Annotated in this window: 16 protein-coding genes; 3 read left to right on the top strand and 13 right to left on the bottom strand. The window is 31.1% G+C overall.

Going from position 1 to position 14536, the window contains the following annotated elements:
- Positions 1 to 14: 14 nt before the first annotated feature.
- The 4 genes from LX95_RS03750 to LX95_RS03735 all read right to left on the bottom strand — a co-directional run bounded on the left by LX95_RS03750 (position 15) and on the right by LX95_RS03735 (position 2954).
- Positions 15 to 740, bottom strand: coding sequence for an SDR family oxidoreductase (locus tag LX95_RS03750; protein ID WP_111540104.1), 726 nt, complete (start codon positions 738 to 740; stop codon positions 15 to 17).
- Between the two features lie 104 nt (positions 741 to 844).
- Complete coding sequence (locus LX95_RS03745; RefSeq protein WP_111540103.1) at positions 845 to 1393, bottom strand: carboxymuconolactone decarboxylase family protein; 549 nt, start codon at positions 1391 to 1393, stop codon at positions 845 to 847.
- Positions 1394 to 1459: 66 nt separating this feature from the next.
- Positions 1460 to 2023: a TetR/AcrR family transcriptional regulator gene (locus LX95_RS03740; protein WP_111540102.1), complete on the bottom strand. Its 564-nt coding sequence runs from the start codon at positions 2021 to 2023 to the stop codon at positions 1460 to 1462.
- A 58-nt stretch (positions 2024 to 2081) separates the two neighbouring features.
- Entirely contained in the window at positions 2082 to 2954 is an 873-nt protein-coding gene (locus LX95_RS03735) for a LysR family transcriptional regulator (protein WP_111540101.1), read from the bottom strand.
- A 110-nt stretch (positions 2955 to 3064) separates the two neighbouring features.
- On the opposite strand from LX95_RS03735, the gene LX95_RS03730 reads away from it, so the two are divergent.
- On the top strand, positions 3065 to 3688 hold the full coding sequence (locus LX95_RS03730) for a LysE family translocator (protein ID WP_111540100.1): 624 nt from the start codon (positions 3065 to 3067) through the stop codon (positions 3686 to 3688).
- Positions 3689 to 3756: 68 nt separating this feature from the next.
- Here LX95_RS03730 and LX95_RS03725 read toward each other — a convergent pair whose 3' ends face one another.
- The 7 genes from LX95_RS03725 to nfsB all read right to left on the bottom strand — a co-directional run bounded on the left by LX95_RS03725 (position 3757) and on the right by nfsB (position 8463).
- A complete protein-coding gene (locus tag LX95_RS03725; RefSeq protein WP_111540099.1) occupies positions 3757 to 4617 on the bottom strand; it encodes an SDR family oxidoreductase in 861 nt (286 codons plus the stop codon).
- Positions 4617 to 4814 carry a hypothetical protein gene (locus tag LX95_RS03720; RefSeq protein WP_111540098.1) on the bottom strand — a complete coding sequence of 66 codons (198 nt, stop codon included), beginning with the start codon at positions 4812 to 4814 and terminating at the stop codon, positions 4617 to 4619. The genes LX95_RS03725 and LX95_RS03720 overlap by 1 nt, the downstream gene beginning before the upstream one ends.
- 89 nt (positions 4815 to 4903) lie before the next feature.
- Positions 4904 to 5767 carry a helix-turn-helix domain-containing protein gene (locus LX95_RS03715; protein WP_111540097.1) on the bottom strand — a complete coding sequence of 288 codons (864 nt, stop codon included), beginning with the start codon at positions 5765 to 5767 and terminating at the stop codon, positions 4904 to 4906.
- A 2-nt stretch (positions 5768 to 5769) separates the two neighbouring features.
- Positions 5770 to 6372 (bottom strand): short chain dehydrogenase, encoded by a 603-nt coding sequence (locus tag LX95_RS03710; protein WP_111540096.1) that lies wholly within the window; start codon positions 6370 to 6372, stop codon positions 5770 to 5772.
- Between the two features lie 325 nt (positions 6373 to 6697).
- Entirely contained in the window at positions 6698 to 7000 is a 303-nt protein-coding gene (locus tag LX95_RS03700) for an ArsR/SmtB family transcription factor (protein WP_111540094.1), read from the bottom strand.
- Between the two features lie 232 nt (positions 7001 to 7232).
- Positions 7233 to 7595 (bottom strand): MBL fold metallo-hydrolase, encoded by a 363-nt coding sequence (locus LX95_RS03695; RefSeq protein ID WP_111540093.1) that lies wholly within the window; start codon positions 7593 to 7595, stop codon positions 7233 to 7235.
- A 208-nt stretch (positions 7596 to 7803) separates the two neighbouring features.
- Complete coding sequence (gene nfsB, locus LX95_RS03690; protein WP_111540092.1) at positions 7804 to 8463, bottom strand: oxygen-insensitive NAD(P)H nitroreductase; 660 nt, start codon at positions 8461 to 8463, stop codon at positions 7804 to 7806.
- Positions 8464 to 8633: 170 nt separating this feature from the next.
- Between nfsB and LX95_RS03685 the strand changes: the two genes are divergently transcribed.
- Together LX95_RS03685 and LX95_RS03680 are read left to right on the top strand one after the other, a co-directional pair.
- Positions 8634 to 9521 carry an AraC family transcriptional regulator gene (locus LX95_RS03685; protein WP_111540091.1) on the top strand — a complete coding sequence of 296 codons (888 nt, stop codon included), beginning with the start codon at positions 8634 to 8636 and terminating at the stop codon, positions 9519 to 9521.
- Between the two features lie 51 nt (positions 9522 to 9572).
- A complete protein-coding gene (locus LX95_RS03680; protein WP_111540090.1) occupies positions 9573 to 11420 on the top strand; it encodes a cation:proton antiporter domain-containing protein in 1848 nt (615 codons plus the stop codon).
- A gap of 186 nt (positions 11421 to 11606) precedes the next feature.
- Here the strand turns inward: LX95_RS03680 and LX95_RS03675 are convergent, their stop codons facing one another.
- A complete protein-coding gene (locus LX95_RS03675) occupies positions 11607 to 12218 on the bottom strand; it encodes a class I SAM-dependent methyltransferase (RefSeq protein WP_111540089.1) in 612 nt (203 codons plus the stop codon).
- Between the two features lie 25 nt (positions 12219 to 12243).
- Complete coding sequence (gene tamL / locus LX95_RS03670; protein WP_111540387.1) at positions 12244 to 14529, bottom strand: translocation and assembly module lipoprotein TamL; 2286 nt, start codon at positions 14527 to 14529, stop codon at positions 12244 to 12246.
- Between the last annotated feature and the right edge of the window lie 7 nt (positions 14530 to 14536).

Below are 14536 nucleotides of genomic sequence, written 5' to 3'. Positions count from 1 at the left end.
TTTATTTTATATATTTATTCTGCTAAAACAACATTTTCAGAAAAACTCTGGTAAGCCTGTTCTACCTCTTTTGCCATCTCGTCTGGAAATAAATGAAAATCTCCAGATTTGAGTGTGGCTACAATTCCTTCTGAAACAGTTTCTGGAGAAGAAGGATTATCAAAACCTGCTTCAGCTGCCATTTCAGTATCTATAGGACCTGGATGTACACTTAAAATATTTACTCCTTTATCTTTTAAGTCTGCTCTTAAACCCTGTGTTAAAGAATAAGAAGCTGCCTTTGATGCGGAATAGATAGAAAGATGAGGGAAGTTTTTTAAAGAAGCTACAGAATTCATTTGAACTAGTGCTCCTTTGTTTTTTTCTAATATTTTAGCAAAAGCATTTGCCACTCGTAAAAAACCGAATACATTAACGTCTAACTGTTTTTGAAGCTCTTTTTCTACTTCTTTACCAATGGTTACCTGTGGGTTACCAATACCAGCATTATTAACAACAATCTCTACATCTGTTGTTTGTTGTGCTAAATTTTCTATAGATTCTGTATTGGACAGATCTGCTTTTACCTTTACAACTTTATTTCCATACTTATCTTCTAATTCTTTCGTAGAATCTAAATCTCGAACTGCTAGGTATACTTTTTTAGCACCGTATTTTATAAATGATTCTACAATAGATTTACCAATTCCCCTGTTTGCGCCAGTTACTAATGCTACTTTATTTTCTACTATCATGCTCATATATCTATTTTTTTAGATTCTTAATTTTTAGTTTATAAACCTTCCGACTAAACGGAAGGTTTATAACAACTAACCTATTTTAAGATTTAGAATAAAACGAAGATTTATTTACTCCAGTCGTATTTTTTAAATCCCTCATCAACTGGTGTATTAGCAATATGATTTACATAATTACTAATGGTTTTTTGAGATAAGCCTAAGATAATTTCCAGTACTTGTCTCTCACCGTAACCTGCTTCGTAAAAAGCATCTAAATCTTCTTGAGTTACATTACCACGATTACGAACAATTTTTAATGTCATAGTTCGAAGGGCTTCTAACTTAGAATCTTCTAATTTGGTTTCGTTACGTAGCGCTTCTGTAATAGCATCATCTACTTTCATCATTTTAGCAATACCTGTGTGTGCTGGCACACAATAATGACATTCGTGTTCTACATTTATAGATTGCCATACTACAGTTAACTCTTCATTATTAAAAGAGGAATCTACAAATAACTCATGTAATTTTTGGTAAGCATCAAGAATCCCTGGAGCTCCGGCCAAAACACCATGTAAACCAGGTATCATACCATAAGCCTTTTTAGATTTTTCTAATAATTCTTTGCTCTCTTCTGGAGCAGATTCTAAACTCTGAATTTTTAAACTTGTCATAATTTTAAACTTTAATTATTATTAATAAATATCTAAACAATCGTTTAGATTTGGGTTAAAAAATTTTTATATGTTTTTAAACGTCATTTCAATATAGTCTTCTATTTCTTTTTGGGTATTGACTCTAGACGCTGCGGCTAAACCGTGCTTAGCTAATAGTAAAAAGTTAGCTTGCTTTAATACTGTTTCCTCGCTTTTGGATGCATCAGTTTTTAGCTTTTCAATAAAAATGTTTTTAAGGTTACTCATAAAAACATTCATTTCATTTTTAATTAAAACATCATCACTTTCCGAAAACTCATTATAAGTATTAGTAAGCAAACAACCTTTTTTATTACCTAATTGAGATCCGATATTTACAGAATCATAAAAAAATTCTTTGATGTCTTCAACACCGTTTGAAGCATTTTTAAGTTTTTCAAAGATGTTTTTAATTTTAGAATTGTAGCATTTTAAACTCTTAAGAAAAAGCCCGTGTTTACTTCCAAAACTTGAATATATAGAAAACTTATTAATCCCCATTTCTTGCTCTAACATCTTCATAGAGGTGTTTTCATAACCGTTATGCCAAAACAAATGCATTGCTTTATCAATAACTTCTTCTTCTATATATTCTTTTTTTCTAGCCATAGTTCTAATTACAATTCAAAACTAAACAATCGTTTAGTTAACAGAAAGCTTTTAACAATTATTTATTAATAAGTACAGCAAACTCAACCACTTTATGAATGGTTTTATTTAATTCGCCCTTTCTCCAATTAATATATAAATCTATTTTTTCATCTAATTCAATAAACTTTACATCTTTCGTATTAGAAAATTTATAAGAATAAGGAAGTATGGAAATTCCAATTTTTTTAGCGACAAGGTTTACAATCATTCCCCCAAAATCAGACTCTATTGTAGTAATAGGTTCAAAATCATATTTTATAAATAATTCTCTTAATAGAGAACCAAAGAAAGTGGTTTGATGTAATCCCGAAATAAGAAATTTTTCATTCTTTAGTTTACTAATATCTCTAGATTTTTGTTGAACAAACCAGTGATCCTTGGGTACTGCCAGGCAAATAGGCTCCGAATACAATTTTAAAGACTCAATACTTGGGTTCTTTAATTGATCTCTACTAAAAGCAATATCTGTTCGATAATCAAGTAATAGCTTTTCGTGATTCTCATCTGTAGGTTCTGTAAGTTCTAATTTTAAATCAGGTAAATTAGAATTTAGCACTTCTAAAAAATTAGGAAGAAATTTATAAGATATAGAACCAGGATAAGTAATGGAAACTACTCCAAACTCCCCTTCTTCTATCTTTTTAGCCTGACGATGGATTTGATCAAACTCTTTGAGTTTTATTGTCCATTGTTCTTGCAAAAACTTTCCTGCATTAGTTAACTTCACATTTCTTTTATCTCTTTCGAAAAGCACAACTCCTAATTCTTCTTCTAAAGATTGTATGTGTCTACTTAATGAAGATTGAGAAATGAAAATCTTTTCAGCAGTTTTCCAAAAATGCAATTCTTTGGCGAGTATTAAAAAATAATTGATCTGTTGTAAAGTCATATTTAATGCAGTTTTCGCATTAGTTAATCAAAAATAAGTATTTTTTAAAAGCGCTCAAAAGAATTTATTTGCATAGATATTTTATTTAACTCTTAAAAAACATAGGTGCTATGGGAATTGAAAATTTTTTTGGTTTTTTTATAACTGCTGTGTTCTTCACAATGACTCCAGGAATAGATACTGCGTTTGTTTTAAACAAGTCTATTGGTCAAGGAAGAAAATCGGGTATTTATGCCACTTTTGGTATTAATGCAGGGGTTTTAACACATACTTTATTTGCAGCTTTGGGCTTATCTGTTCTTCTTTCTAAATCTGAATATGGCTTTACTATAATCAAATTTGCAGGGGCTATTTATTTGATTTATTTAGGCTTTGTGAAATTTAGAAATAGAGAAGATTTTTTACCTAATGAAACAAAAAATAAAGTCCATAAAGATAAGAAAAATGATTTTTGGTCTGGTTTTTTAACAAACACATTAAATCCAAAAGTTGCATTATTCTTTTTAGCTTTTTTTCCGCAATTTATTAATCCTACTCAAATTGAAAATCCAATGCCATTCATTGCATTAGGGATTACTTATGCTTTAATTGGGGTTTTATGGTATTTACTTTTAACGATATTTGCGAGTGCTTTCTCTCAAAAATTTGAAAATAATCCCAGAGCAGGGTTTTGGTTAAATAAGTTAAGCGGCATAGTTTTTATCGTCATAGGGATAAAGATCGCTTTAACGTAAGTAAACCTTTAACAGCTTCAGAATTAATCCTGAAGCTGTTTTATATTCAATACTTTATAATTTTTCAACTAAATTTTATTGTGCTGATTACGATAGCTTTCTATCATTTCTATTGAAGATTGATGCGGTCTTTGAGCTACTTTTTCAAAATCTGAACTCACATCGTTTACTCCAATCTTAATTCCTTCATAAATACCAGCGATTATGGTTCCCATAAAATCCCCCAATTCTACTTTTCTTTCTGCTGCGTAAGCTTCTACAGAAACAGGGTTATATTTTAAATTTGTTTGAAATACTTTATTTATAAGTTCTGCCAAATCAGATTGTGTAATTGATTCTCCAGCTAAGTTAAATCTATTGTTATTAAGATGATCTTTTAATAACATTTGGGTATAAGCATGGCCCAATTCTTCCCGACTTGTATAAGCGCATTTACCATCTGCAGCACAATTTCTAATTTCACCTTCTTTAATATAGGTTTCCAAATATTCTAAATCAGGTTCTATATAAATACCATTTCTACCAATTACCCAATCTAAACCAGAAGCTTGTATGTCTTTTTCCGTTTGCCTGTTGCTTTTTACAATAGAACGGAATGCCGTTTTCTCTTCATCACCTATTATACTTGTATACACGATTTTTTGAACACCATTATGTTTCGCCGCATCAATTACATTTCTATGTTGTTGAATCCTCTTTTTTGGTTCATCCATTCCCGAAACTAATAATACTTTATCAATTCCTTTTAAAGCTTCATTAAATTGCTCTCTATTATTATAATCTCCTTTTCTTACCTTTACTCCTAGATGTTTTGCTTTTTGTGGAGTTCTTGCAATGGCTACAACATTCTCTTTTCCTATTTCTTTAATTAAATTTTTTACAATAGTAGATCCTAACTGTCCGCTTGCTGAAGTTACCGCTATTTTCATTATTTATCTGATTTTAATATGTCCAATTCCTTCTGAAGTTCTTCTGCTTTGGTTTTAAATTTCTCCATAGCTTTCTTCATTTGCCCTACTTTTTTAAAAGCTTCTTCATCTTGAATGGCTTTATAAGTTACTACTCCGTCTTTTTCTTTTATCTTAGATTTACTGCCACATGTTGGGCAAATTGCTACTTTACTCATACTATTATTTTTTGTGTAAAGTTCTTTTGATGAACAGTTTTAAACAAGGTAAATCTATTTCTAAAAATGGTAAATATGGAACCTACAGCTTATAATACTGATTTATATTCTTTGGGGGATAAGCCTGTATGCTTTTTGAAAAATTTTGAAAAATTAGTTATTTCGTCAAAGCCCATTTGATATGAAACTTCTTTTAAGGAATTACTACCACTAAGAATGGCCCGTTTTGATTCCAGAATAACATATTGATCAATGAAGGCTTTTGTAGTGTTTAATGTAACGGTTTTTACAATAGTATTAAGATGTTTAGGGGTAATAGAAAGGCGGTCTGCATAATCTTTAGCATTTCGAGTTTTAGAAAAATCGTTTTCTACTAAATTCTTGAAATTTATAAAATGTGCGAAATAATCTTTATTCAGTTTATCTGAATTAGAACTATGCGCAAGTCGTTCTAACTTCAGTAAATACAACTCCAGCATTTTAGCAATTATCTCTTTTTTTGCGTAAGAATCTATATTTTGAAGTTCTTCTGAAACCTGTTTGAGAAAAAAATCATTAAACGTACTATTTTCGACCAACGGATTGGAAATATGATAATTATAAAGTTGAGAGATAAAGTTGATTGTAGATGTTGAAAAATATTTCAATACAAATTCTTCTGTGAAAATCACCAAATAGCCATCATAGCCTAAATCTTCTTGAAACGCGTGAACCTGACCTTTGGCGATTTTTAACACTGAACCTTTTTGAATAGCATAACGTTCTAAATCTACCTGATGCGTTCCACTACCAGAAGTCACGATTAACAACGCGAAGAAATTGATTCTATGAAGTTTTTTTGGATTATGAGTAGGGTTTTTAGCTACCCTAAAGAAAATTTCAGATAAACTTAGAAATTCTATATCAGTGGCACCTTCACTACTATTAAATAATATATTGGGTATGCTATTCAATATTATGCACTTACTTGAATGACTTCTCCATTTACTCTTCCTTTTACACTTTTTATGTAAGCATTAACAACTTTATTCATAGGTACAGGATTATGGCCAGGAAAAACGTCTTTATATTTTTCATATGCATCCTCTACCATATCTGAAGATACTACATTTACTCTAATACCGTTTTCCATTTCTAGCACAACTGCTTTTACAAAACTGTGAATTCCTCCATTTACCATAGCAGCACTTGTAGTTTGCACAACAGGATTAGTGGCTAGTACTCCAGTGGTAAGCGTAATAGAACCTTTTGGGTTTAAATAATTTTGTCCTATTCTCACTAAATTAACTTGCCCCATAAGTTTACTCTTTAAGCCTATATAATAATCCTCTTCGGTAAGGTCATTAAACTTTGCCCATTTTGCTTCTCCTGCGATACAGATTATAGCATCAAGTTTACCTGTTTTTTCAAACATTTCTTTTATAGAATCGCTACTAGAAATATCTACTGTAACATCACCGCTTGTACGTCCAGCAATAATTACTTCATCTTCATTTTTAAAATTTGAAACTACTTTTTTACCAATAGTTCCGTTTCCTCCAATAATTAAAATTTTCATGCTTTATATATTATGTTAAACATTTATTTTTACTACAGTGTATTTTCTTTTTTCTTGTTTTATATATCGTTAACGTGGCAATAATGCTCCATAGTAAATTGGTAACAAAGGGAGGTATTGCATTATAATAATAACAATTTATCGCAATGAATATTCCGCCCAGCAAATTCAAATATTTGCTAAAAGTTAAGTATTTTTTATTTTCTATAAGCGTTAACGCATAGGCGAAAATAATTAAGCTTGAGCCTGACCATCCTAAAATATCAATTAATAATTTCATAGTTTGTTATATTGCTATATGTCGATATGTTTTTTTAAATTTTTTTTAGGTTATGTATTTTACAAATTGCTTTATTGTTTCTTCATTTCTTCTAAAATAAGACCATTTACCATGTCTAGTAGAAATTAAAAGTCCGCATTTCTCCATATTGGTCAAATAAGTTGAAATGGTAGATTGAGATAAACCTGCTTTCTCTTGAATATAGGTTACACAAACCCCTTCATCAAAATGTCTTAATGATTCGTGAGGAGGAAAATTCTTTTCTGGCTCTTTTAACCATTCCATAATTTGAAATCTAGTTTGGTTAGATAAACATTTCCCTATTTCAGTTGCAAGTTTTAAATCCATAGATCAAATATATCTATAAATCTAGATATATAAAAACATCTAACGAAATTTTATAACTATGAGAACTTTAATTTAAACTATGCGAAACTCCAGAGGACTTATAAAGGTTTTATTTTTGAAGATTTTAATGAAATGCTGAGAATATTAAAACTTTAAATAATAGATTATTTTATCAACTGAATAATATTTGGCAATCCTTCTTATACCAATTCTGATGAAGCAAAATAGCTTTTTAAAAGTGTTCAAATTCAACCAAATAATTTTTATTTAGGTTGGTTCTTGTAAATAATGGACAATCATAGTAACGTTTACTATATTTTAAAGTTTCAAATTGCGTTTCTTGCCACCAATCCATTTCTGTAATTTTTTCTGAAGGAATTCCCCAAGCTTCTAAATGTACCCCAACACCAAGTGGCACATAAAAATGTTGCACGCAATAAATTTTCCTTGAGTCTTCTCCATAAAAAAGTAGTTTCAACATTACTTTTATACCTACATTACGATAGCCATTGTTCTGACTGTATGGTAGCGAAGAAAATCCTTTTTTAAATTTCACTAAAAATCCTGCTATATCATTTTTGGTCCTGTCTCCCAAAAATTTTCATACAGCAGGATTCCTATCCCCTTGAAACGGATTTAACCATCCTCATTCTACATTATTTTGAGTTACTACTTCATTTACAGATTTTGTAAAATATGCTAGTAATGTTTGCACACTTATAAATGCCGGTCGTTGTTATTATTATTATTAATGTAAATTAAACATATCTTTTCATACTTTGAAGTTTAATGATAGATAGCAATTAAATCACAGTAAAAATTTCGCTTTCTGCTAATCTAGATTTAGGAGTCTTTTCGGTAGAATTAAAATCTGATTTCGTTCTATATCCTAAAGAAACAGCAACTAATGAAGTGTACCCTTTTTCTCTTAACCCAAATTCTTCATCTAAAGCTTTTACATCAATACCCTCCATTGGTGTAGCATCTAAACCTAAACTAGCCACTCCTAATAAAAAGCTACCAATATTAAGGTACACTTGCTTTTCCATCCAATGTTGTAAATCTTTTAAATCGTATTTATGAATACCCGTAAATGCTTTTACAGCACCTAAAAACCGGTTTTTAACATCATCATTTGGAAATCTTCCGCTTTTATCTTCGGTATCGGCAATATGTTGATAATAAGCATCATCAGCATCTGTTTTTACACAAAACAATACTACTGCTGAAGCATTGGTAACTTTAGGTTCATTAAAACTGAAAAAGCCCTGAGTTCCTTTAGCCATACGTGCTTTACCTGCTGCAGTTTCAGCAACGATAAAATGCCAAGGTTGTAAGTTTACACTAGAAGGACTCATTCTCAATAAGTTTTTGATTTCAGCCATATCTGTATCAGATATTTTCTTGCTTGCATCATATTCCTTGGTTGTGTATCTCCAGTTTAATGTTTCTTTTAAATTCATTTGTATGTGTTTTTAATAAGTTGTTTTAATTTTCATTACAAAAGTAAGTATATATTAAAGTAGTAATCTTGTACAAAAAATGGGTATTTATGTACAAATAGAGGTTATTCATCTAAAAATAAATAACCTTAACTTTTTTTTATATAGTTTTGGACTTAAAATGGACTGAAATGCAAATATTAGAAGCTCAAAAACCTTTTGAAATACAAGAATTAAAATTATCTGAATGGAAGCAGCGTCCTGTAAAAAATAATTTTTTCGAACTAGTTCTAATTAAGGAAGGCAATGGTACACAATGTATCAATTATAATTTTCATCCTTATGAGGAAGGAAATATATTTTTACTTCCACCACTAAGGTGTCATTCTTTTAATATTGAATCAACTTCCAAATTTGTGTTTTTAAAATTTACTGATGCCTTTTTTAAAAATTCAAATCGACTTGCTGTAAATAGATCTGAGTGGTTTAATGAAGCTGCTTATATTCTTTCTAATTATAATCAACTTCCTGGGGATGTGATTAATAATGATATTGATAGACAGCATTTAAAAAGGTTAATAGCTATGATATTGCAGGAATCACGAAATTATGGAGAGGAATCTATATCACTAGTTTCTAGCTTAATGACTAGTATTCTGGAAATTTTAATTCGGAATATAAAAAAAAGTAGTCATTATGAAGTTGCTAAGAAAAACAGCAATGATAGAGCCACTAAAATGTTAACCTATATAAGTGAGAACATTCATAAAACAGATCTTTTAAAAGTAGAACACTTAGCAGATGAGTTTTCTATGTCACCTACTTATGTAAGTGAGTTTTTTAGAAAACAGGTTGGGATATCTTTACGGGAATATATTATAAAAGCTAAATTAAGGTTAGTAGAAATACGCCTTCTAAATTCTGATTATACTCTTACTGAAATCGCTGACGAGTTAGGATTTACTGATGTTAGTCATTTATCTAAAACTTTTAAACGTCATGTAGGACAGTCTGTTCGTGATTTTAAAAGCAATGGAGAATATATGCTCTTAAAACGTGCTGAGTGTACAACCTCATAAAAAGAAGTATTAAGAAGTTAACTAAAAGAATTAAAAACTCAATTACTCATTATGACTGGTAGCATCCTTTTTCAATCTATTGTATTTCTAGCGGGAGCAATACTATGCGTACCTATTGCTAAACGTTTTGGCTTAAGTTCTGTTATTGGTTATTTAATGGCAGGAATGTTACTCGGTCCGTTTATTTTAGGCTTCGTAGGTCAAGAAGGTGAAGATATTTTAGAATTTGCTGAATTTGGAGTCGTAATGATGCTTTTTATTATTGGGTTAGAAATAAAACCTAAGAGTTTTTGGCAAATGCGAAAAATCGTTTTAGGCATGGGGAGCATACAGGTGTTTGGAACCATAGCACTCACCTTTGCTATCTTATACGGTTTTGATATTGAATGGAAACTTTCATTAACAGTTGCCATGGCTGTGGCTCTATCATCTACAGCAATTACCTTACAAACCAATAAAGAAAAAGGGTTAATGCAAACCACCTACGGGACATCTTCCTTTTCAATTCTATTGTTTCAAGATATTATTGTTATTGTGATGTTGGCCGTTTTGCCTCTTTTATCCAATCTTTCAGATGGCGCTACAGTTGAAACAAACGGACATAACTCTCACACAAGTTTTCTTGAAAACTTACCTTTAGGCTGGCAAGCTTTAAGTATCGTTTCATCAATCATACTCATTATTGTAGCGGGTAGATTTTTAGTAGTACCCATGTTACGGATTGTTGCTAAATCTAAAGTTCGTGAGCTGTTAGTCGCATCAGCATTATTAATCGTGGCTGGCATCTCTTTTTTAATGGAGTTAGTAGGTTTAAGTCCAGCATTAGGAGCTTTTTTGGGAGGTGTAGTTTTAGCAACGAGCGAATTTAAACACGAATTAGAAAGCACATTAGATCCTTTTAAAGATTTACTTCTAGGCTTATTTTTTATGGCAGTTGGAGCTTCGATTAATTTTGCAGTCATAGAAGAGAACCCACTTTTAATTTCGGGACTCGTAATTTCAGTAATTTTAATTAAAGCCATTGTCCTTTTTATTATAGGAATCATTTTTAAAATGAAGATCGACCAGCGTTTATTGCTTATGGTAGGGTTAGCTCAAATTGGAGAATTTGCTTTTGTTTTGCTTTCCTTTGCCTTTCAACTAAATATTTTTGAAAAGGAACAATTAGATATCCTGTTGGTTGTCACAGCTCTTACCATGACACTTACTCCTATTCTTTGGATAATAAATGAACACCTATGTTTACCCAAGATTGGTACGAAGGAATCTGAAAATAAACCCATGGACGACATTCAAGTAAACAACAAAACCATCTTAGTTGGTTTTGGTCATTTTGGAAGTACTATAGGAAGGTTTCTACGGGCGCACGGTATATCTACAACTGTACTGGATATAGACTCAAATAGAGTAGATTTTTTAAGGAAAATGGGGTTTGAAGTATTTTACGGAGATGCTTCCAGAATGGATTTATTAGAATCTGCAGGAATTGCTGAAGCCGATTATTTAATCTGTGCTATTGATAATCCCGATGTAGCTCTTGGTATTGTAAAGAAAGTGAAAGATAAATATCCACATGTAAAATTATTAGTTCGAGCAAGAAACCGTTATGATGCTTATGATTTACATAATATAGGTGTCGAACATATTTACCGAGAATCATTAGACACATCGGTAAAAATGGCTAGTGATGTACTCCATTTTATGGGATTTGACAGAGATGCAACTCATGATCAAGCTACAAAATTTATTAATCTTGATGTTCGTAGCCTAAAACGTTTGGCAACGACTCCAAAAAATGGAAAAGAATATATTTTTAAAGCAAAAGAAGAAATAGCCCAGCAAGAAAAACTCCTTGTAGATGATTTGAAAATTGGTAGTAGTAGAGTTGGAAATAGTTAAGATCATGAAAACCAGTTGAAGTATACTCTAACCAACTAAAGTTATAATAATATAATTTAAAATTCTAAAAAAAAAGATTTCGACACAATGGTCAAAAATCATTTATTTTACCACAAACGAATGCTACCACGACATGGTAAGAAAGGTTTTTATAAAGAAAAGAAAAAAGTTTAACTGGGACTGAAACTAAACTTTCTTAAAACTACAAAATAAGAAATTTTGAGTGGTTTTAAATGGAGTCATGTGATCTTCCGTAAAGCAAGCTATTTTATTAAAATTGCTTTTAAACTTATTGGTGAGCGTTTCTTCAGAGTATTGTTTAATTTCTAATCCGCTACATTTTTGCGGACCATTTTTAGAAAATGTACCTAAAACTAAATAGTTTTCTACATACCTAGATACCAAATCTATATATTTACTAGTTTGCTCGTTAGTAGTTAAAAAATGAAAAGCTGCTCTGTCATGCCAAATATCAAAAGTAGTATTAGGCTTAAAATCTAATATATCACACACTATCCAATTTACTTTTTCCGCTTTAGTTCCTAATCTTATTTTAGCGCTTTCTATTGCTTTCGCAGAAATATCTAAAACTGTAATATTCTCATAACCATTTTCCAACAGGTGATCTACTAAATTACTATCCCCACCTCCTACATCAATAATCTTAGCTTTTTTGCTTAAAGAAAAAGATTGGATCAATTCTAAAGAAGCTGTTGGTGTTTTTTGTGTCCAGCTTACTTCTTGAGGCGTTTTAGTTTTATAAACATTTTCCCAATGAGATTTTAAATTAGCTTTCATTTTAGAAGTCTTTTTTTATAAATTATTAAAAAGGGTAACCTATGGCAAAATTAAACACTGGTTTATCATATTCAAACTCCCATTTCTTTGCTGGTCTTTTTAATGGTGATGCCAAATCAAAACGAATTACAAACCCCTGAATATCAACTCTAAGACCTACTCCTGTTCCTATTCCCAATTCGTCTGAAAAACTACTCGAGAATTTTCCTCCTGGTAAAGCTTCATTTTCTTCGGTTAACCACACATTTCCTGCATCGGCAAAAACAGCTCCGTTCAAATACGTAAATAAAGGAAATCTGTATTCTATATTTGCTTCTAAACGTATATCTCCCGCCTGATCGTAATAAGAATCTACGCCCTCTTCTTCTGGCTGATAAGTTCCTGGTCCTAATGAACGTATATTAAAAGCTCTTACACTATATGGTCCTCCAGAAAAGTATTGCTTTACAAAGGGTAAAGATTTGGAGTTTCCATAAGGCAAACCAAGTCCGCCAAAAAGTCGTCCTATAAGTACATCTCCATTAGTTCCTATTTTATAATGGTAACGTAAATCTATATCCGCTTTAGCGTATTGAGCATATTTAAGTCCTAAAAAAGTTTTATCACCTTCACTGTTTTCTTTTGCAAACAAATCGATAGTATTACCTGCAATGTCAAAATTAAAATTGAAATAAAAACTACCTTTTTTTGAAGCATCTACTAATTCGTTATACGTAAAACTATAGGTTAAGCCTGCGATAAATTGTTGCTCAAAGCTACGTCTTAGAAAAGGGTTCTCATTTAGTATTTCATCAAATTCATCGGTTGTATTGCCCAATTTCACATAGTTTATATTAATAGGGTTTAGTTGGTGAGTAACGAACCTATTTGCCTTCCAAATATAACCAAAGGAGGTTGAAAATGAATTTAATGAGTATAATTGACTTCGGTCTAAGTAATCTATCCCAGCTTTAATTTGAGTTTGCGGAATGGAATATTTAAACCTATTATTTAAATCTATAGGAAATAAAAGTCTAGGAAATGTCAACGAAGACCCTAAGCCTAATTGCAAGCTACGTAGCCCCGATTGGTCACCACTACTAGAAAATTGTTGTTCGTAAGCAAAACTTCCAGTAATTCTTAAAATTTCTCCTCCTCTAAATAAATTTCGGTTCACGTAAGTGAGTCCTAAACCTGGACCTGCAAAATTATTAGATTTAGTAACTCCTTGCAATTCTGCCCTTAAAGTTCTCTTATTAAATGGTGAAAGGTGAATTTCAGCATCTAAATGTCTAAATCCGTTTTCATCGGTAATGGTATCTTTTTCTTTATATCGAATATTTACATATTTATAAATCCCTATAGAAGACAATCGTCTACTTGTATATTTTGATAACAACGGATCATACTTCTCGCCAGGTTGCAATAACACATACGGATCCATACGATGTGGCTTAAAAAAATTATCCTTTTGTATATAATGCAAACTGTCAAACACTACAGTGTCCTGTAATTCTTTTTCAGAAGCTAATGTCTCATTAGGATAAACCCTTACTTTATCTACGATATAGGTAACCTTAGATTTCTCTGGAACACCTCCTTTAAGGCGAAGAAACAAATCGTATTTTCTATTATCGTATTGATTGGTATCTGCTTCAAAAATGATAAAATTAGAATTGAAGTTATAGTAACCTTTTTGCTTTAAATAATCATCAATTCGTTCTCTTTCGGCTTTAAAACTCGTCAAATTAAAACGCATATCATCTTCTATAAGCGTTTCTTTCATAGATGATTCTATATCTTCCAAAAGTTTTAAGGATAAAGTATCTACAGAGTCCTTTTCTACCGTAAAAGTTTCCATCTTATAAGGCTGAGAAAGCGTTACTTCATAAATTGTTTTTCCTGTTTTTGCGCTGCTATCTCGCTCTACGGCGGAAGTAATTCTGCTACTAAAAAATCCATTATTTTCTAATCGATTTTCTATAATTTCTTCTGTGCTTGGAACGTCAACATCTGATAAATATACTGGCTCTTCACCAAACTTTTTATTTAAAAACTTATTTATAAAACCAGGTTTTTCTTGCTGTCCTTTGTAGTAATAATGTAATCCAGGATAAAGACCTAAAAACTTAGAATTCGCTTGCGGATAAAGTAAGTTATCTAATTCTAATTGTAAATCGGTTTTGTTTTTTATCCCTATAGTATCTTCTAATTTTATTGTCCCACCACGATACAAGTATTCTCCTTCTGGAATAAATTTTTTCACCGCGCAAGAGCTAAGAACTATTGCAGTCACAAACGTTATCAAAACAAAAGAATAATTTATTTTCATGATCTCT

Source organism: Mesonia algae (assembly GCF_003253545.1).
GTDB lineage: Bacteria > Bacteroidota > Bacteroidia > Flavobacteriales > Flavobacteriaceae > Mesonia > Mesonia algae.
This window is presented reverse-complemented; position numbering and strand designations above follow the sequence as displayed.